This is a genomic window from Nocardioides sp. cx-173 (assembly GCF_021117365.1).
GTDB lineage: Bacteria > Actinomycetota > Actinomycetes > Propionibacteriales > Nocardioidaceae > Nocardioides.
This window is the reverse complement of the sequence record NZ_CP088262.1, coordinates 1,429,981-1,448,498: the sequence shown is the minus strand read 5'-3', so window position 1 is coordinate 1,448,498 and position 18,518 is coordinate 1,429,981. Positions and strand designations below refer to the sequence as shown.

At 73.1% G+C, this 18,518-nt stretch carries 19 protein-coding genes; 3 read left to right on the top strand and 16 right to left on the bottom strand.

What is annotated here, in order from left to right:
- Positions 1-13: 13 nt before the first annotated feature.
- The 14 genes from ftsY to LQ940_RS06935 all read right to left on the bottom strand — a co-directional run bounded on the left by ftsY (position 14) and on the right by LQ940_RS06935 (position 14,994).
- Entirely contained in the window at positions 14-1,147 is a 1,134-nt protein-coding gene (gene ftsY / locus LQ940_RS07000) for a signal recognition particle-docking protein FtsY (RefSeq protein WP_231242275.1), read from the bottom strand.
- A 63-nt stretch (positions 1,148-1,210) separates the two neighbouring features.
- Positions 1,211-1,429, bottom strand: coding sequence for a hypothetical protein (locus tag LQ940_RS06995; protein ID WP_231242274.1), 219 nt, complete (start codon positions 1,427-1,429; stop codon positions 1,211-1,213).
- A 78-nt stretch (positions 1,430-1,507) separates the two neighbouring features.
- Complete coding sequence (locus LQ940_RS06990) at positions 1,508-1,954, bottom strand: acyl-CoA thioesterase (RefSeq protein ID WP_231242273.1); 447 nt, start codon at positions 1,952-1,954, stop codon at positions 1,508-1,510.
- Positions 1,951-5,508 (bottom strand): chromosome segregation protein SMC, encoded by a 3,558-nt coding sequence (gene smc, locus LQ940_RS06985; protein ID WP_231242272.1) that lies wholly within the window; start codon positions 5,506-5,508, stop codon positions 1,951-1,953. The genes LQ940_RS06990 and smc overlap by 4 nt, the downstream gene beginning before the upstream one ends.
- Positions 5,509-5,796: 288 nt before the next feature.
- Positions 5,797-7,038: an MFS transporter gene (locus tag LQ940_RS06980; protein ID WP_231242271.1), complete on the bottom strand. Its 1,242-nt coding sequence runs from the start codon at positions 7,036-7,038 to the stop codon at positions 5,797-5,799.
- A gap of 68 nt (positions 7,039-7,106) precedes the next feature.
- Complete coding sequence (locus tag LQ940_RS06975; protein ID WP_231242270.1) at positions 7,107-7,313, bottom strand: hypothetical protein; 207 nt, start codon at positions 7,311-7,313, stop codon at positions 7,107-7,109.
- Between the two features lie 78 nt (positions 7,314-7,391).
- Entirely contained in the window at positions 7,392-8,279 is an 888-nt protein-coding gene (gene mutM / locus LQ940_RS06970; protein ID WP_231242269.1) for a bifunctional DNA-formamidopyrimidine glycosylase/DNA-(apurinic or apyrimidinic site) lyase, read from the bottom strand.
- A 1-nt stretch (position 8,280) separates the two neighbouring features.
- Positions 8,281-9,117, bottom strand: coding sequence for a ribonuclease III (gene rnc, locus LQ940_RS06965; RefSeq protein ID WP_269217235.1), 837 nt, complete (start codon positions 9,115-9,117; stop codon positions 8,281-8,283).
- Positions 9,038-9,223: a 50S ribosomal protein L32 gene (gene rpmF / locus LQ940_RS06960; protein ID WP_149751386.1), complete on the bottom strand. Its 186-nt coding sequence runs from the start codon at positions 9,221-9,223 to the stop codon at positions 9,038-9,040. Before rpmF ends, rnc begins: the two co-directional genes overlap by 80 nt.
- Positions 9,224-9,297: 74 nt before the next feature.
- Positions 9,298-9,819, bottom strand: a complete 522-nt coding sequence (locus LQ940_RS06955; protein WP_231242268.1) for a YceD family protein — start codon at positions 9,817-9,819, stop codon at positions 9,298-9,300.
- A 124-nt stretch (positions 9,820-9,943) separates the two neighbouring features.
- On the bottom strand, positions 9,944-10,468 hold the full coding sequence (gene coaD, locus LQ940_RS06950; RefSeq protein ID WP_231242267.1) for a pantetheine-phosphate adenylyltransferase: 525 nt from the start codon (positions 10,466-10,468) through the stop codon (positions 9,944-9,946).
- Between the two features lie 9 nt (positions 10,469-10,477).
- Positions 10,478-11,065, bottom strand: coding sequence for a 16S rRNA (guanine(966)-N(2))-methyltransferase RsmD (rsmD, locus tag LQ940_RS06945; RefSeq protein WP_231242266.1), 588 nt, complete (start codon positions 11,063-11,065; stop codon positions 10,478-10,480).
- A 7-nt stretch (positions 11,066-11,072) separates the two neighbouring features.
- Positions 11,073-13,304, bottom strand: coding sequence for an ATP-dependent DNA helicase RecG (locus LQ940_RS06940; RefSeq protein ID WP_231242265.1), 2,232 nt, complete (start codon positions 13,302-13,304; stop codon positions 11,073-11,075).
- A gap of 10 nt (positions 13,305-13,314) precedes the next feature.
- Positions 13,315-14,994, bottom strand: a complete 1,680-nt coding sequence (locus tag LQ940_RS06935; RefSeq protein ID WP_231242264.1) for a DAK2 domain-containing protein — start codon at positions 14,992-14,994, stop codon at positions 13,315-13,317.
- A 151-nt stretch (positions 14,995-15,145) separates the two neighbouring features.
- On the opposite strand from LQ940_RS06935, the gene rpmB reads away from it, so the two are divergent.
- On the top strand, positions 15,146-15,331 hold the full coding sequence (gene rpmB, locus LQ940_RS06930) for a 50S ribosomal protein L28 (RefSeq protein ID WP_134738582.1): 186 nt from the start codon (positions 15,146-15,148) through the stop codon (positions 15,329-15,331).
- A gap of 177 nt (positions 15,332-15,508) precedes the next feature.
- On the opposite strand, the gene LQ940_RS06925 is transcribed toward rpmB, so the two are convergent.
- Positions 15,509-16,462: a thiamine-phosphate kinase gene (locus tag LQ940_RS06925; protein WP_231242263.1), complete on the bottom strand. Its 954-nt coding sequence runs from the start codon at positions 16,460-16,462 to the stop codon at positions 15,509-15,511.
- Positions 16,463-16,577: 115 nt separating this feature from the next.
- Here LQ940_RS06925 and LQ940_RS06920 point away from each other — a divergent pair, with 115 nt between their 5' ends.
- Positions 16,578-16,814, top strand: a complete 237-nt coding sequence (locus LQ940_RS06920) for an Lrp/AsnC family transcriptional regulator (protein WP_134738580.1) — start codon at positions 16,578-16,580, stop codon at positions 16,812-16,814.
- A 7-nt stretch (positions 16,815-16,821) separates the two neighbouring features.
- Positions 16,822-17,340 (top strand): DUF3515 domain-containing protein, encoded by a 519-nt coding sequence (locus tag LQ940_RS06915; RefSeq protein ID WP_269214537.1) that lies wholly within the window; start codon positions 16,822-16,824, stop codon positions 17,338-17,340.
- A 6-nt stretch (positions 17,341-17,346) separates the two neighbouring features.
- Here LQ940_RS06915 and LQ940_RS06910 read toward each other — a convergent pair whose 3' ends face one another.
- On the bottom strand, positions 17,347-18,489 hold the full coding sequence (locus tag LQ940_RS06910; RefSeq protein WP_231242262.1) for a D-alanine--D-alanine ligase family protein: 1,143 nt from the start codon (positions 18,487-18,489) through the stop codon (positions 17,347-17,349).
- Positions 18,490-18,518: the final 29 nt, after the last annotated feature.

Here is an 18,518-nt window from a genome sequence, read left to right as displayed (position 1 = left end):
CCTTGCGCCCCGACTAGCCCAGGAGCGCGTCGACGAACGCCTCGGCGTTGAACGGCGCGAGGTCGTCAGGGCCCTCCCCGAGCCCGACCAGCTTGACCGGCACGCCGAGCTCGCGCTGGACCGCCACGACGATCCCGCCCTTGGCGGAGCCGTCGAGCTTGGTGAGGACGATGCCGGTCACGTCGACGACCTCGCTGAACACGCGCGCCTGGATCATGCCGTTCTGGCCGGTGGTGGCGTCGAGCACCAGCAGCACCTCGGTCACCGGCGCCTGCTTCTCGATGACGCGCTTGACCTTGCCCAGCTCGTCCATGAGGCCCTGCTTGTTCTGGAGCCGGCCGGCGGTGTCGACGATGACGGTGTCCACCTCGGTGGCGGCCCCCTGCTTGACCGCCTCGAAGGCCACGCTGGCCGGGTCGGAGCCCTCGCTCCCCCTGACCACCTCGACGCCCACTCGCTCACCCCAGGTGGCCAGCTGCTCGACGGCGGCGGCGCGGAACGTGTCGGCCGCACCCAGCGTGACCCGCAGGTCCTCGGACACCAGGATCCGGGCGATCTTGCCCACCGTGGTGGTCTTGCCGGCGCCGTTGACGCCCACGACCAGCACGACGCCGGGCTGCCCATCCGCGCCGGAGACGTTCAGCCGGCGGTCCATGTCCGGGTCGACCAGCGCGAGCAGCTCCTCGCGCAGGACCGCGCGCGGGTCGGCCCCGCCCTCGACTCGCATCCGGGCCCGCAGGTTGTCGACCAGCTGCTGGGTCGGGGCGACGCCGATGTCGGCGGTGAGCAGGGTGTCCTCGATCGACTCCCAGGTGTCCTCGTCGAGCCGGTCCCGGCTGAGGAGGGCGAGCAGGCCGCGGCCGAGCCCGCCCTGCGACCCGGCGAGGCGCTGCCGGAGCCGGGCCAGCCGGGAGGCGGTCCCCTCGGGCCGCTCGAGCGTGGGGACCTCGGGCTCGATCGTCGCCGGTGGCGCCGAGAGCTCGACCGGCGGCTCGTCCTCGGCGACCGGGGTGCCGAGGACGTCGGTGTGGGTGTTGGGCAGCGGCCGGGGGCGGCGCCGCCTGGTCGTCACCAGCCCCACGACCGCACCCACCAGGGCGAGGCCGACGACGGCGACGAGCAGGATCACGAGAGCCAGGGCATCCATGGGCTCAATCCAACCAGAGGGGCCTGCCGAGGACGGCGGCCGGCAGCGGTCCGGGGTCGCCGGTCAGCGCGGGGCCCGCTGGTCCAGCGGAGACCCCGCAGTGCGCGGCTGGTCGTCGTCCTCGGCGTCCAGCGTCGGCAGGGCGTCGACCGCCTTGGCCATGCTCTTGCCCAGCCAGGGCGCCGTGGGCACGTCCGCGCCTCGGTGCGGGAACGCGACGTAGGTCAGGACCAGGCCGCACAGGACGAGGATCGCGGCCATGACGAGGATGATGATGAGCACGGCAGGAGCCTTCCGAGACGTCGTTGCGGGTGGGTCTGTACCCCACGATCCACGGTCGCACACCCGCGGTGGGGAGCGTCATTCGGCGGCGTGTCGGAGCAGCGGCAGGACGGCGGCGCGGATGGCGTCGGGGACCGGCGCCACGGGTCGCGCGGGGTCGGTGTTGTCGACGTACACGTGCACGAAGCGCCCCTCGGCCGCCGCGTCGTCGCCGTCGCCCTGGAAGAGGCCGATCCGGTAGACCACGGACGAGGTGCCGACCTTGTCGACCACGAGCCCGGTCTCGATGGGCGCCGGGAAGCCCAGCTCGCGGTAGTAGCGGCACGAGGTCTCCGCGACGACGCCGATCTGCGGCAGGGCTCGCACGTCGACCCCCGTGGCCTCGTAGAGGTGGGCGTTGACCGCGGTGTCGAACAGCTCGTAGTAGGTGGCGTTGTTGAGGTGGCCGTAGGCGTCATCGTCGCGCCAGCGGGTCGTGACCGTGCGCCAGGCGACGTAGTCGGCGCAGGTGGGGCGGTGGGTCACGCGGCCCCGCCGTCCTGATCCCGCAGCCGCTGGCTGATGACCGCGGAGACGCCGTCGCCGCGCATGGTCACGCCGTAGAGCGCGTCGCCGACCTCCATCGTGCGCTTCTGGTGGGTGATCACCAGGAGCTGGGAGTTCTCGCGCAGCTCCTCGTAGATCTCCAGCAGCCGCCCGAGGTTGGTGTCGTCGAGCGCGGCCTCGACCTCGTCGAGGATGTAGAACGGCGAGGGCCGGGCCTTGAACAGCGCGACCAGGAACGCGACCGCGACCAGGGAGCGCTCCCCGCCGGAGAGCAGCGAGAGCCGCTTGACCTTCTTGCCGGCGGGTCGCGCCTCGACCTCGATGCCGGTGTTGAGCATGTCGTTGGGGTCGGTGAGCACCAGCCGGCCCTCGCCGCCGGGGAAGAGCCGCGCGAACGTGGAGTCGAAGGCGTTGCTGACGTCGGCGTAGGCCTCGGTGAACACCGTCTCGACCCGGGCGTCGACCTCGCGGACGATGTCGAGCAGGTCCTTGCGGGTGCGCTTGAGGTCCTCGAGCTGCTCGGTGAGGAACTTGTGACGCTCCTCCATCGCGGAGAACTCCTCGAGCGCCAGCGGGTTGACCTTGCCGAGCGTCGTCAGCTCGCGCTCGGCCTTGCGCAGCCGCTTCTGCTGCTCCTCGCGGTCGTAGGGCACCGGCTCGGGGAGGTTGCCCTCCTCGTCGGGCGTCGTCGCCGGCACCGGTTGGTCCGGGCCGTAGTCGCGGGCCAGCCCGTCCGCGTCCAGGCCGAGCTCCTCGAGAGCCTTCTCCTCGATCTGCTCGATCCGCATCCGCTGCTGGGTGCGGGCCATCTCGTCGCGGTGCACGGAGTTGACCAGCTCGTCGTGCTCCTTGGTCAGCTGGCGCAGCGTTGCCCGGACCTCGAGCAGCTCGCGCTCGCGACCGCTGCGAGACTGCTCGACCTGCTGCCGGGCGACGGTGGCCTGGTGGATGGAGACCTCCAGGCGCGACAGGACGTAGGACGTCGCGACGCCGACCGCCTCCGCGGCGCGGCCCTCGCGCAGCAGCCGCTCACGGCGCTGGGCGGCCTTGGCCCGGGCCTCGCGCTCGGTGCGAGCGGCGCGCAGCAGGTTGTCGGCCCGGCCGTGCAGTGCCCGGGAGCGCTCCTCGTTGGTGCGCAGCGCCAGCCGGGCATCCATCTCGGCCTGGCGCGACGCCTTGGCGGCCTCGACGAGCCGCTCCCGCTCGGAGGTGTCGGGCTCCTCGTCGGGCGCGTCCTCGGCGGTGGCCAGCCGGGCCTCGAGATCGGCGAGGCCGGCCAGGTCCTGCTCGCGGGCGGCCTGGGCCTTCTCGATGGCCTGGGTGAGCCGGTCGGCCTCGCCGCGGGCGGAGCGCGCCTGGGAGCCGTACTGGCCCAGCTCCTCGGCCACGGCGGCCAGGGTCGCGTCGGACTCGTGCAGCTTGGCCAGCGCCACGTCGGCGCGCTTCTGCGCGTCCAGCCGCTCGCTCTCGAGCCGGGACAGGTCGAAGGTGAGGCGCTCGGCGGAGGCGACCGCCTCGGCGAGCATCGAGGCCGCCTCGTCGACGGCCGCCTGGATCTCGATCAGGCTCGGCTGGCTGCTGGACCCGCCGGCCGCGAAGTGGGCGCCGAGCACGTCGCCCTCGCGGGTGACCGCGGTGACGTCGGGCAGGTCGGCGATCAGGGCCTGGGCGGTCGCTAGGTCCTCGACGACGGCCACCTTGAACAGCAGCCGGGTCAGCGCGGGCCGCAGGGTCTCGGGGCACTCGACGACGTCGACGGCGTACGACGCATGGCCGGGCAGGGCGGGCCACGGCCGGTCGTCGGTCTCGGCCAGCCCGCCGAGCAGCATCCCCGCGCGGCCCAGGTCGTCATCCTTGAGATGGCCGATGGCGGCCACGGCCGACCCGGCGTCGGTGACCGCCACGGCGTCGGCGGCGGAGCCCAGCGCACTGGCGACCGCGGTCTCGAAGCCGCTGCGCACGGTGAGCAGCGCGGCGACCGAGCCCATCAGGCCCGAGACGGAGTCGGTGGCCGCGAGCAGCGCGCCGGCGCCGTCCTTGCGGTTGAGGCCCATCTCGAGCGCGTCCTTGCGGGCGGCGAGGGTCGACCGGTCGCGGTCGGCCTGCTGGGCCTCCTCGCGGGTCTTGGCGAGGCGCTCCTCGACGTCGGCGAGCGCGTTGCTGGCGGCCTCGTGCTCGGCGTCGAGGCCCTCCTCCCCCGCGTCCAGGCCGGCGACCTTCGTCTCCAGCGAGGTGAAGTCGCGCTGGGCGCGGTCGGCGCGGGCGACGGCCTCCTCGCGGGCCAGGCTCAGCCGGCCGATCTCGTCGTCGGCGGCGGCGGCGCGGGACCTCAGCGCGTTGACCTGACCGTGCAGCCGGGCGAGCCCCTCGCGCCGGTCGGCGGCGGCGCGCACCAGCCCGGCGACGCGGCGCTCCTCCTCGGCCGCGGCGTCCTCGGCCGCACGCCGTGCCGTCACCGCCTCCTCGAGGCCGGTACGGGCGGCGTCGACCTCCGCCGCGATCTGCTGCTCCCGGGCGCGCACCCGCTCGGCCTCGGCCTCGAGCTCGTCGGGGTCACGGCCCTGCTGCAGCTCGGTGTCGGTGACGCTGGCCGCGTTGCGGACCCGCTCCGCGGCGAGCGACTGGGTGCCGCGCAGCCGCTCGCGCAGGCCGTTGAGCGCGTACTGGACGTCCTGGGCGCGCGACAGGGCAGGCAGGTCGTCGCGCAGGGCCGCCTCGAGCGCGGCCTCGGCCTCGCGGCCCTGGGCGAGCTGGGCCTCCACCTGCTCGCGCCGCTCGACCAGGATGGTCTCGTCGGCCATCTCCTGCTCGAGCGCGGTGCGGGCGGTGACCAGGTCGTCGGCCATGAGCCGGGCCCGGGCATCGCGCGCGTCTGCCTGGACACCGGCCGCGCGCCGCGCCACCTCGGCCTGGCGCCCCAGCGGCTTGAGCTGGCGGCGGATCTCGCTGAGCAGGTCGCCCAGCCGGTTGAGGTTGCCGTCGGTGGAGTCGAGCTTGCGGAGCGCCTTCTCCTTGCGCTTGCGGTGCTTGAGGACGCCCGCGGCCTCCTCGATGAAGCCGCGGCGGTCCTCCGGGGTGGCGTGCAGGATCTGGTCGAGCTGGCCCTGGCCGACGATGACGTGCATCTCGCGGCCGATGCCGGAGTCGGAGAGCAGCTCCTGGACGTCGAGCAGCCGGCAGGAGGTGCCGTTGATGGCGTACTCGGACCCGCCGCTGCGGAACATCGTTCGACTGATCGTCACCTCGGCGTACTCGATCGGCAGCGCGCCGTCGCTGTTGTCGATCGTGAGCAGCACCTCGGCGCGGCCCAGCGGCGGGCGCCCGGACGTGCCGGCGAAGATGACGTCGTCCATCTTGCCGCCGCGCAGCGACTTGGCGCTGGCCTCGCCCATGACCCAGGCGAGCGCGTCCACGACGTTGGACTTGCCGGAGCCGTTGGGACCGACGATGCAGGTGATGCCCGGCTCGAGCTGGAGCGTGGTCGAGGAGGCGAAGGACTTGAACCCCTTGAGGGTCAGGCTCTTCAGGTACAACGCGAGACTCCATCAGTGGTGGACAGGGCATCTACGGCACTGAAGCGCGGGTGGGTCGCACCCGTCGCGGGGGAAGCTCAGCGCGCCTCACCCTACCTTCCTCGCCGCCCTATCCGGGGAACGCCGGCGCCTCGTCGTCCGGTCGGCGGCGCGCGCGGGTTGTCGGTGTCCCGTGGGTCACTGCAGTCCCAAGATTCACCGGGCACCCGGTGAATGTCACGCCTTCCGCATGAAGCTTCATACGGGCGGCGTGAGTTTCACCGGGCACCCGGTGAAACTCCCCCGCCCTCAACCGGGCACCGGCGCCTCGTCGGCGTGCGCGATGTGGGTGAGCTGGCTCCAGATCAGGACGAGGAAGACCGCGGAGCCGGCGAACGCAAACCAGAACGGAGCGGTGACGCCGTGGTGCTGAGCGAGGAGACCGCCGATGCCGGCGCCGACGACCAGGCCGCCGAAGACGCCGACCAGGTTGACCGAGCCCACCCGTCCCTGCAGCTCGAGGGGTACGGCGCGCTGGCGGACCGTGGTCGAGGTGGTGCCCCACACGAACGCGTGCGCCCCGAAGACGAAGAACACCGGCATCGCCACCCAGGGGCTGGTGGTGAGGGCCAGCGCGAGATGCACGAGCGTCTCCAGGACCAGCCCGACCCGCATGATGTCGCCGAGGGAGACGCGGCGGGTGAGCCACGCGTAGGTCAACGTCCCGAGCAGCCCGCCGACGGCGGTGACGGTGGTGACCAGCCCGAAGCCCACTGCGCCCAGACCCAGATGCTCGGTGGCATAGAGCACCAGCACCGACCAGGCCGCACCGAAGGTGATGTTGAAGGTGAAGATCGTGAGCACCAGGGTCCGGACGGCGGCGTGGTGACGGACCCACCGGAAGCCCTCGGCGATGTCGTGCCGGATGTGCGTCCTCGCGGCCGGGTCGCGTCCGTGCGGCGGCAGCTGTACGCGGGTGAAGAGCGACAGCCCGACGAGCACCAGCAGCGCCTGGGCCGCGAACGGCCAGGCCATGCCGGCGGCGAACAGCGCCGCGCCCACGGGCGGCCCGGCCAGCTGGTTGACGGTGATGAACCCGGTCGTGATGCGGGCGTTGGCGATCGCGAGGTCGTCGCGGTGCACGATCATCGGCAGGATCGTGCTCGCGGCGTTGTCGGCGAACATCTCCGCGGTCCCGATGAGGAACAGCGCGAGCAGCACCAGCCAGATCGACACCATGTCGGTGGCCACCGACAGCGTGAGCAGCACCAGGACGGCGATCCGCACCAGGTTGACGCCGGCCACGATGAGCTTGCGGTCCAGCCGGTCGGTCAGTGCGCCGGCGTACAGCCCGAACAGCAGCGGCGGCGCCCACTGCAGCAGCGCGGCGAGGGCCACCAGGAAGGCCTCGTCGGTCTGCGACGCGACCAGCAGCGGGCCCGCCGCGAGCGCGATCCCGTCGCCGATCTGGCTCACCCAGGACGAGGCGAGCACCCACCGGAACGGGACCCCGAGCCGCCGCGGGGCGACGGTGTCGAGGAAGCGGCTCACGAGGTCGACAGGCTAGTACGTCCGACCGGCGTGGTCGGCGCGGTCTGCCTGCGTGCGAGCCCGAGGGCTCAGGCGGGCTGCATCTCCTGCAGGTGCGCGGGCTCGAGGTCGAGCAGGTCCGCCGCGCGGGACGCGACGAGCCGGTCGTTCTCCTCGGTGAGCCGGAGGACGAGGTCCTCGAGCTCTCCCACACGGGTGCGCAGGCGGGCGTTCTCGGCCGCCAGGCGGGGGTCTCGCAGGTCGCTGTTCAGGTAGCCGATCAGCGCCTTGGCCATGGATGCTGCCTTCCGGTCTCGAGAGGATGGACGGCCCGGTCGGGCCGTCTTCAAGAGTCCCACCAACACCGCGTGCGGTCAATCTGCCAGCGGCACCACGGGCGGGACGCTGCGCCGCCGGCGCGGGGCCGGCTGGCAGGTGGGGCAGAAGTACGACGAGCGGTTCATGAAGGCGATCCGGCGGATGGGCGTGCCGCAGCGGTCGCAGGGCTCCTGCTCGCGGCCGTAGGCGTGCAGGGAGCGGTCGAAGTAGCCGGACTCTCCGTTGACGTTGACGTAGAGCGAGTCAAAGGACGTGCCGCCCTGGCCGAGTGCCTCGGACATCACCTCCCGGGCGTGGTCGAGCAGGCGGCGCAGCTGCGGCCCGCTTAGCCGGTCGCCCGGCCGGTCCCCGTGGATCCGCGCGCGCCACAGCGCCTCGTCGGCGTAGATGTTGCCGACCCCGGACACCAGGCCCTGGTCGAGCAGCAGCCGCTTGACGCCCGCGGTGCGGCGACGCGCGCGGCGTACGAACTCGGCGTCGTCGAAGAGCGGGTCCAGGGGGTCGCGGGCGATGTGCGCGATCTCCGCGGGCAGCTCGGCTCCCCCGGCCGAGACCGACAGCCCGCCGAACATCCGCTGGTCGACGAAGCGCAGGCCGCGGCCCTCGGCGGCGCCGTCGAGGTCGAGGCGGACGCGCAGGTGCCGCTCGGGGGGCAGGGACGGCGGCTGGACCAGCAGCTGGCCGCTCATGCCGAGGTGGCCGAGCAGCGCGTCGCCGTTGTCGAGCGGCAGCCAGAGGTACTTGCCGCGACGGCGGGCCGCCTCGATCCGGCGGCCGGTCAGCGCCTCGGCGAAGCCGGTGGGTCCGCGCGGGTCGCGGCGCACGGAGCGCTCGTGGAGCACCTCGACGCGGGTGATCGTGGCGCCGAGGACGTGCCGCTCGAGGCCGGCGCGGACGACCTCGACCTCGGGCAGCTCGGGCACGTCAGTCGGGAGGCGGCTCGGCGCCGGCGGCGTCGGTCACCCCGACGCGGGCGGAGAGCGCGCGCATGATGTCGCCGTAGGCGGTCTCGGCGCAGGCCTGCTCCGCCTCCTTCTTGGAGCGACCGACACCCTCGCCGTAGACATCCTCGCCGACGCGCACGCGGGCGGTGAAGGTCTTCATGTGGTCGGGTCCCTCGTCCTCGATGAGGTACTCGGGCACGCCCAGGGCGTGCTCGGCGGCCAGCTCCTGCAGGGAGGTCTTCCAGTCGAGTCCGGCTCCCATGGCGGACGCAGCCTCGAGGAGCGGGTCGAAGAGCCGGTGCACGACCTCGGCGGAGGCGGCGATGCCGCCACCGCTGAGGTGGATCGCCCCGATGACCGCCTCGACGGTGTCGGAGAGGATCGACGCCTTGTTGCGCCCGCCCGTGGCCTCCTCGCCGCGACCGAGCTTGACGTACTCGCCCAGCCGGATGCCGCGGCCGACCTCGGCCAGGGCGCGCGCGTTGACCACCGCGGCCCGCAGCTTGGCCAGCCGGCCCTCGGAGAGGTCCGGGTGGGTGAGGTAGAGGGTCTCGGTGACGACGACGCCGAGCACCGAGTCGCCCAGGAACTCCAGGCGCTCGTTGGTCGGGAGCCCGCCGTTCTCGTAGGCGTACGAGCGGTGCGTGAGGGCGCGCTCGAGCAGCTCGGGATCCAGGATCGGGTCGCCGAGCGCGCTGCGGAGCTCGCCGTAGTCGGTCAGCGGACTGGCGACGAGGTCAGAGGACCTGACGACGGTCGGCCTTGGCGCCGTACTGGCCGCAGGTCCCGCACGCGCGGTGCGGGAGGTGCTTGGCACCGCAGGCGGGGTTGGCGCAGGTCACCAGGGTCGGCGCGACGGCCTTCCACTGCGAGCGACGGTGGCGCGTGTTGCTGCGTGACATCTTCCGCTTCGGGACAGCCACTGTGATCTCCTCATACGTCGACCGGGGGCCCGGTCAGGCTCTGACAGCTTGGAACAGCTCAGGTTAGCTGCTGGTCAGTCTTCGTCTTGCTTCAGCGCGGTCAGCCCCGCCCAACGCGGGTCGATCGCGGCTTCGTGCGAGTGCTCGGGATCGTCCGCCAGCCGCGCGCCGCACTCGACGCACAACCCGGGACAGTCGTCCTCGCACACCGGCTGGAAGGGTAGTGCGAGCACCACCGCGTCCCGCAGCAGGGGCTCCAGGTCGACCAGGTCGTCCTGCAGCATGCTGACCCCGTCGTCCTCGGGAGGTTCCCCGGGGGCGACCTGGTCGTCGTAGAGGCACAGCTCCTGGAACCGTACGTCGATCTCGTCGTCGATCGGCTCCAGGCACCGCACGCACTCGCCCTCGAGCGCGGCTTGCGCCTCACCCGTGACCAGGACGCCCTCCATGACCGCCTCGATGCGCAGGTCCAGCTGGACCGGCGCGCCTTCGGGGACGTGGAGGACTTCGATGCCGAGATCTGCCGGAGCCGGGACCGTGAGTGACACCTCGCGCTGGGACCCCGGGCGGCGGCCGAGCTCGCGAGTGTCGAGCACGAGCGGCGCTCTCGGGTCCAGTTTGCTCAGTGGATCACTTTCAGGTTCCGGGCACACAACAGATCACAGGAATGGTATCCGCCGGTCACAGGAGGGGCAAAACGCAGCCGTCGTCGCCGCCCGCTCAGCCCTCTCCGGCCGCGTCCTGCTGGCCGGCCGACTGCTGGGCCGACCGCTGGGCCAGTCGCTCGGACAGTGCTGCGTGGACGAAGTCCGGCAGGTAGGCCGAGACGTCGCCGCCGAAGGCCGCGACCTCCTTGACCAGGCTCGACGACACGAACGCGTGCTCGGGGCTGGTCGGCACGAAGACCGTCTCGATCCCGGTCAGCGAGGCGTTCATCTGCGCCATCTGCAGCTCGTAGTCGAAGTCGGAGACACCGCGCAGGCCCTTGAGGATGGCCGCGACGTCGTGCTCGGCACAGTAGGTCGTCAGCAGGCCGGCGAACCCGTCGACGCGGACGTTGTCGAACGGGGCGCACGCCCGCTCGAGCATCGCGATGCGCTCCTCGGCGGAGAACATCCGGCTCTTGGACCGGTTGACGCCCACCGCGACGATGACCTCGTCGAAGAGCCTCGAGGCTCGGGCCACGATGTCCAGGTGGCCGTGGGTGACGGGGTCGAAGGACCCCGGGCAGACGGCTCGGCGCACGGCGACTCCTCAGCTCGGTTGGCCCGGCCCCTCGGCGGGGGCGGCGTGACCGTACCAAAGCACGGTCTCCCCGTAGCGCTTGGACCGCTCGCCGACCAGCCCTGCGGGCCAGGCCGGCTCGGTGCTTCGCTTGGCGCGCTCGACCACGACCAGGGCACCGGGCGCGAGCCAGCCGTGCTCCACGAGCGCGGCGAGGTCGGCGGCGACCGCGTCGTCGGGCAGCGGGTACGGCGGATCGCTGAACACCACGTCGTAGGGCGCCGCCGGGCCGTGGCGCAGCGTCGCCGCGACCAAGGAGGCGCGCACGTCGGCCTCGGGGAACCCGATGCTGCGGGCGTTGTCGGCCACCAGCGCGGCGGTACGGCGGTCCTGCTCGACGAGGGTGACCGCCTCGGCCCCCCGCGACCAGGCCTCGAGCCCCACGGCGCCGCTGCCGGCGTACAGGTCGAGGACCCGCAGGCCGTGCAGCGAGCCGGCCCACGACTCGACGGCGGAGAACAACGCCTCGCGCACCCGGTCGCTGGTGGGGCGGGTGGCGTCGCCCTTGGGTGTGGCCAGACGGCGACCCTTGGCCCGTCCGGCGATGACTCGGGTCACGGGTGCCTCATGACTTCTCGATGAACTGGCCCTGCTGGCTCAGCTCCAGGTCGGCGACCTCGACTGCCAGCGCCGGACTCGCGAGCAGGTCGGGATCGCGGTCGAGCAGGTCCTCGGCCGCGGCACGGGCCTCGAGGATGGTCTGCTCGTCGCGCAGGACGCGGAGGTTCTGCAGGCCGGAGCGTCCGCCGGCCTGCGAGCGGCCGAGCACGTCGCCCTCGCGGCGCAGCTCGAGGTCGACCCGGCTCAGCTCGAAGCCGTCGGTCGTCGACGCGACCGCGTCCAGTCGCTCCAGCGCCGAGGAGTCGACGGGGGCGTGGGTCACCAGCAGACAGAGGCCGGGGTGGCCGCCGCGGCCGACGCGACCGCGCAACTGGTGGAGCTGGGAGACCCCGAAGCGGTCCGCGTCCAGGAGCACCATGGTCGTGGCGTTGGCGACGTCGACGCCGACCTCGATCACGGTCGTCGACACCAGGACGTCGATCTCCCCCGCGCCGAACGCGCGCATGGTGGCGTCCTTGGCGTCGGGGGCCTGCCGGCCGTGCAGCGTGGTGACCCGCAGCCCCTTCAACGGGCCCTCGCTCAACTCGGCCACGACCTCCTCCACGGCGGCCAGGGGCGGCCGGTCGACGGTGACCGGGTTGCCGTCCTCGTCGAGCTCGGGCTCGTCCTGCTCACCCTGCTCGAGCTCGTCGCCGGAGATGCGCGGGCACACGACGTAGGCCTGGTGGCCCTTCGCCACCTCCTCGCGGACGCGCTCCCACACCCGGTCGACCCAGGTCGGGTGCTCCAGCAGGTTGACGACGTTGGTCTGGATCGGCGCGCGGCCGGCCGGGAGCTCGGTCAGCACCGAGGTCTCCAGGTCGCCGAAGACGGTCATCGCGACGGTGCGCGGGATCGGGGTGGCGGTCATGACCAGGACGTGCGGCGGGACGGCCGCCTTGCCGGTCAGCGCGGCCCGCTGCTCGACCCCGAAGCGGTGCTGCTCGTCGACCACGACCAGGCCGAGGTCGGCGAACATCACGCGGTCCTCCAGCAGGGCGTGGGTGCCGATCACGATGCCCGACTCGCCGCTGGCCAGGCGCGACATCGGGGCCGTCCGCTGGGACTTGGTCATCGAGCCGGTCAGCAGCTCGACCGCCGTGCCCTCGGCGGGTCCGCCGAGCATGCCGCCCAGCGCGAGGTCGCCGAGCATGGCGGTGATCGAGCGGTAGTGCTGCTGGGCCAGGACCTCGGTCGGCGCGAGGAGGGCCGCCTGGCCACCGGAGTCGACCACGCGCAGCATCGCGCGCAGGGCGACGAGCGTCTTGCCGGAGCCGACCTCCCCCTGGAGCAGGCGGTTCATCGGGTGCGGCTCGGCCAGGTCGGCCTCGATCTGCCGGCCTATCTCGCGCTGGCCGTCGGTGAGGGTGAAGGGCAGCCGCGCGTCGAACGCCGCCAGCAGCGCGCCGTCACCGCCGGTGCGCTCGCGGGCGCCGAGGGCGCGGACCGCGCGGCGCCGCCGGCCGAGCACGAGCTGCGTGACCAGGGCCTCCTCGAAGCGGTAGCGGCGGCGTGCCTTCGCGACCTGCTCGAAGTCGTCGGGCCCGTGGATCCAGTTGAGCGCCTGGACGGCGTCGATCACGTCGTAGGCCTCGCGGACCTCGTCGGGCAGCAGCTCCACCGGGGGCTCGACGACGCTGCGGGCGAAGGCGATGGCCCGCTGGAAGTCCCAGTGGTCGACGCCCTTGGTGAGCGGGTAGAGCGGGTAGAGCCCGCGGAGCTGGTCGGGGCGGATCATCTCCTCGTCGTCGTCGGGCCCGCCGAAGAGCACCATCGTGGGGTTGGTGAGCTGCCACTGGTTGTTGAAGTGCCCCGCCTGCCCGATGAAGAGGCCCTTGCGCCCGACCGGGAGCCGCCGCTGGTGGTACTTGGAGACCCAGTCGTTCTTGGCGAAGAAGGTCATCCGCAGCGACGGCCCGTCGGTGCGCAGCACGGTCTCGAGGCGGTACGCCGGCTTGCCGGTGCGGCGGTCGGTGTAGGTGCGCGGCTTGCTCTCGGCGATCTCCCCCACCACCGTGAGCATCTGACCGACCTGCAGGTCCTCGACCCGGGTGAGCTCGCCGGTCTTGATGTAGCGACGAGGGAAGTGGCGCAGCAGGTCGCCGACGGTGACGATGCCGAGGTTCTTCACGATCTTGTCGCGCTTGTGCTTGGCGTCGCCGAAGACGGCGGCGACCGGGGAGTCGAGACTGATCACGCGGGGCCCTTCACTCGACGGACAGCAGCAGCGGGTAGCGCTCCTGCCCCCCGTCGTACACCACGACGTCGACATGGGGGTGGCGCTGGTCCACCCACGCGGCCGCCCGCTCGGCCAAGCCGTCGCCGCCCGCACCGGACACCAGGGTCACCAGCTCCCCGCCGCCGGCGAGCAGCCGGGCGAGCACGCCGGTGGCCACCTCGTCGAGGTCGTGGCCCACCACCGCGAAGTCGCCGGCGATCACGCCGAGGACGTCGCCGGGCTCGCACGGGCCGGCCATCGTCATCGCCTGGCGCGCCGCGACGGTGACCGCGCCGTGGCGGGCGTGGCGCGCGGTGGCGGTCATCTCGAGGACGTCCTGCTCGAACGACCGGGCCGGCTCGTGGACGGCCAGCGCCGCGAGCCCCTGCACCTGCGCCTGGGTCGGGATCACCGCGACCCGGACCCGGCCGGCCAGCGCGGGGTCGTTCTCGACCATCTGGCCCGCGATCTGGGCCACCCGCACGGAGTCGGCGTCGTTGGGCAGCACGACCACCTCGCTCGCTCCGCAGTCGGTGATCGCCTCGAGGATCTGGCCGGTCGACGGGCGGCGCCCGGGGCCGCCGGGGACGACGAGCGCGCCCGCCTCCTCGAACAGCGCCGCGAGCCCCGGCCCGGCCGCCACGGACACGATCCGGCGCCCGTCGCGCTCGTGGCCCGCCCCGTGGCGGGCGGCGGCGACCTGCTCGGCGAAGTGGGTCACGCGCACCCGGTGCGGCCGCCCGGCCTCGATGCCGGCCTCGATCGCGGCGCCCACGTCGTCGACGTGGACGTGGACGTTCCACAGGCCCTCGCCGCCGACGACGACCAGCGAGTCGCCCAGCCCGTCCAGCGTCTCGCGCAGCGCCGGAATCGCCTCCGGTGCGGCGTCCAGCAGGTACATGACCTCGTATGCCGGCCCGTCCGGGCTCAGGTCCCCCGCCGGCAGGCTGTCGGTCAGGGGGATCGGGATCGCGTGCCGGCCGATCGGGCTGGCGACCGGGACCGGGCGTCGCCCGGTGAGCGCGGTCTCGGCCGCGTCCAGGATCACGCTGAGCCCGCGGCCGCCGGCGTCGACCACCCCGGCGTCCTTGAGGATCTGGAGCTGCTCGGGCGTCCTCGCCAGCGCCTCGCGGGCCGCCCGCGCCGCCGCCGTGAACACGTCGCGGGCACGTACCTGCGGATCCCCCGCCAGCGCGACCGCGGCCTCCGAGGCCGCGCGCGCCACGGTGAGCATGGTGCCCTCGACGGGCCGGCCCACGGCGGCGTAGCTCGCCTCGGTCGCCTGGTGCAGCGCGTCGGCCATGATCTCGGCGTTGCGCTCCCCCGGCGCCGCCGCGGAGATCCGCCGCGCGATGGCGCCCAGCATCTCGCTGAGGATCACTCCCGAGTTGCCGCGGGCGCCCAGCAGTGCGCCGCGGCCGAACGCGGCCAGAGCGAGGTCGCGGTTGCCGCCCTCGGCACCCTCCGCGGCCTCGGCGGCCTCGCGAATCGCGTCGCGGGCAGCCGAGACCGTGAGGAACATGTTCGTGCCCGTGTCGCCGTCCGGCACCGGGTAGACATTGAGGGCGTCGATCTCCTCGCGCGCCTGCCCCAGCGCGTCCGTGGCGATGTCGACGAACCGGAGCACGACCGCGAGCTCGATGAGGCCGCTGCGGGGTGTCTCTTCCATCGCCTGCCTAGGGTCACGGGGGTCGGGTGTCGGTGGCCACAGAGTAGTGCGAGGCGGGCGATTTTCGGCTCCGGCCGGGTTCGGATACTCTTGTGCGGTTGCCCGCCGAGCGGGCCCCTTGTCTGTCACCACTACTCAGGAGTCAATCACCGTGGCTGCCGTCTGCGACATCTGCGCCAAGAAGCCCGGCTTCGGCAACAACCGTCCGTGGTCGCGCAAGATCACGAAGCGCCGCTTCGACCCGAACATCCAGCGCGTCCGTGCCAAGATCAACGGCACCCCCCAGCGCCTCAACGTCTGCACCGGCTGCCTCAAGGCCGGCAAGGTCTCCCGCTGACCTGAGCAGTCCTGCCGTCACGGCCGTCACCCTCGGGTGGCGGCCGTTTCTGCGTCTGCGGGCGCTCGATGAGTTTCACCGGGTGCCCGGTGAAACTCACGGCTCCGGTACGAAGCTTCGTAGGGGAGGCACCAGATTCACCGGGTGCCCGGTGAATCTTGTGACTCATGCGACCCGCTAGAAGTGCGTCCAGCCGGTGGGCCCCTCGTACGCCCCACCGTCCACGGTGACGCCGACAGGGCCGGCGAGGACGTCGCCGATGACCTGCCAGCCGTCGGGGACGGAGGCGGCGTCGGGGAAGGTGGCCAGCAGCGCGTGGTCGTCGCCGCCGCCGAGGATGAAGGACAGCGGGTCCGCGCCGGTCGCGGCGCCGACGGCGACGAGCGGCTCGGGGATCTCGAAGGCGCCCCGGTGCACGTCGATCGCCACCCCGGAGTCGGCGGCCAGGTGGCCGGCGTCGGCCAGGAGGCCGTCGGAGACGTCGATCATCGAGGTGGCGCCCGCCGCGGCGGCGACCGGCCCGGCGTCGTACGGCGGCTCGGGACGGCGGTAGGCCTCGACCAGGACCCGCGGCGAGCGGAACCCGCGGCCGAGGACCGCGAGGCCGCCGGCGGCCCAGCCCTGGCGGCCGGTCAGGGCCAGGACGTCGCCCGCCTGGGCGCCGGAGCGTACGACGGGCGCCTGCAGGCAGGCGCCGATGACGGTGACCGCGATGACGATCTCGTCCGCGCGGGTCACGTCTCCCCCGACGACGCTGGCGCCGACGAGCCCGCACTCGGCGGCGAACCCGGCGGCGAACTCCAGGGCCCACTGCGCCGGCAGGTTCGGGGGCGCGGCCAGGCCCACGGTCAGGGAGTGCGCGCGTCCGCCCATGGCGTTGAGGTCGGAGAGGTTCTGCGCCGCGGCGCGGTGCCCGACGTCCTCGGCGCTGGCCCAGTCGCGCCGGAAGTGCCGGCCCTCGACCATCAGGTCGGTGGAGACCACCACGTGCCCGGTGCGCACGCGCAGCACGGCCGCGTCGTCGCCCGGGCCGATCAGGACGTGCTCTCCCTGCGGGAAGAGCCCGACGATCTCGGAGATGAGGCCGAACTCACCAGCGTCGGCCAGGGTCGCGTCGGGCGGGAAGGTCATGCAGGCATCCCACCAGATCGCGGCATCCGGGCGGCTATGGACACTCACCGCGGGCGCGATAGGTTGACCGTCACACCGCCCGTCGCAGCTGTCACGAGATTCGAGGGAGACCCCCATGGTCGTCCAGGCGTACATCCTGATCCAGACCGATGTCGGCAAGGCCGCGGAGGTCGCCAAGTCCATCGCGGCGGTCAAGGGCGTCACGCTGGCCGAGGACGTCACGGGGCCCTACGACGTGATCGTGCGCGCCGAGGCGCGCAACGTCGACGAGCTGGGCAAGCTCGTCGTGGCCAAGGTGCAGACCCTCGACGGGATCACCCGCACCCTGACCTGCCCCGTCGTCCACATCTGAGGCCGACCTGAGCACCGTCGACCGACGCCCTGGGCCCCATGGGGTCCGGGGCGTCGTCGCGTCCGCGGCCGCCGTCGTCCTGGCCAGCGTCCTCACCTCCTGCGGTGCCCCCGAGATCGAGTCGGTCGACCTCGACGAGGCCGACACGGCCGCGTGCCGCGACCTGCTCGCCGCGCTGCCGGACAGCGTGGCCGGCCACGACCGCGTCGACGTGGAGCCCGAGGACGCCCTCGGCGCCGCCTGGGGCGACCCGGCGCTGGTGCTGACCTGCGGCGCCGAGGAGCCGGAGTACGACGAGACCTGGCAGTGCGAGGTCGCCCTGGGCGTGGGCTGGCTGGCTCCCCCGGACCTGCTCGAGGCGGACCAGCAGGACGAGGACATCACCGTCTGGGCGGTCAGCCACGACCCGCTGGTGTCGCTGGAGATCCCGGCGGACTACCGCCCGGACGGGGTGGCCGAGGCGCTCGCCGACCTCGCGGGGCCCCTCAGCGACAGCCTGGAGGAGGCTGACGCGACCTGCCTGTGAGCGGGCTCAGCGCAGGCCGGTGTCGCGCGCCAGGGCAAGCCGGATCAGCCGGTCGACCAGCTCGGAGTAGCCCACTCCGGTCGCGGCCCACATCCGCGGGAACATCGACAGCGGCGTGAAGCCCGGCATCGTGTTGATCTCGTTGACGACAAGCGACCCGTCGGGGTGCAGGAAGAAGTCGACGCGGGCCAGCCCCTCGCAGCCCACCGCCTCGAACGCCTGCGCCGCCAGCGCGCGCAGCCGGGTCGCCACCTCCTCCGGCAGGTCGGCGGGCACGTCGAGCTCGGTGTGCTCCTCGGGCAGGTACTTGGCCGCGAAGTCGTAGAACTCGTGCTCTCCGGTGATCCGCACCTCCGCGGGCACGCTGGTGTCGGTGCCGCCATCGAAGCGCTGCAGGACCCCGCACTCCACCTCGCGGGCGCCCTCGGCGGCCACCTCGATGAGGACCTTGGGGTCGTGCGCCAGCGCGCCCTCGATGGCCCCGTCGAGCTCGGAGGCGTCGTGGATCTTCGAGATCCCGATGCTGGAGCCGCCTCGGGCCGGCTTGGCGAAGAGCGGATAGCCGAGCTCCGCCGCCCGGTGCCGCACCGCGGACGGTGCGGCCTGCCACTCGCGCGCCGTGACGGTGATGCTCGGCATCAGCGGCAGGCCGGCGGCGCCGAGCACGACCTTCATGTAGGCCTTGTCCATGCTGACCGCGGAGGCCAGCACCCCGGCGCCGACGTAGCGCACGCCGGCCATCTCGAACATCCCCTGGATCGTGCCGTCCTCGCCCCACGGACCGTGCAGCAGCGGGAAGACGACGTCGACCTCCCCCAAGGTGTGCGGCGGCGCGGCCGGCTCCGAGATGACCAGGTCGGTCGACCCCACGCCCAGCGACAGCGCGATCGGGGCGCGATCGCCGTCGACGTGGGGCAGCCGGTCGGCCCCCTCGATGCGCAGCCGCTCGGGGTCGCCGCTCTCCAGCACCCAGCGGCCATCGGGAGCGATGCCGATCGGCACCACGTCGTACGCGTCCCGGTCGATCGCCTGGAGCACGCTCCCGGCGGTCACGCAGGAGATCGCATGCTCGCTGGAGCGACCACCGAACACGACGGCGACTCGGGGCTTGCGGCTCTCCGTCGGAGGGGCGGCGTTGGGGGCGTTCATCGCGACGACCCTAATCCACCTAGGCTTCC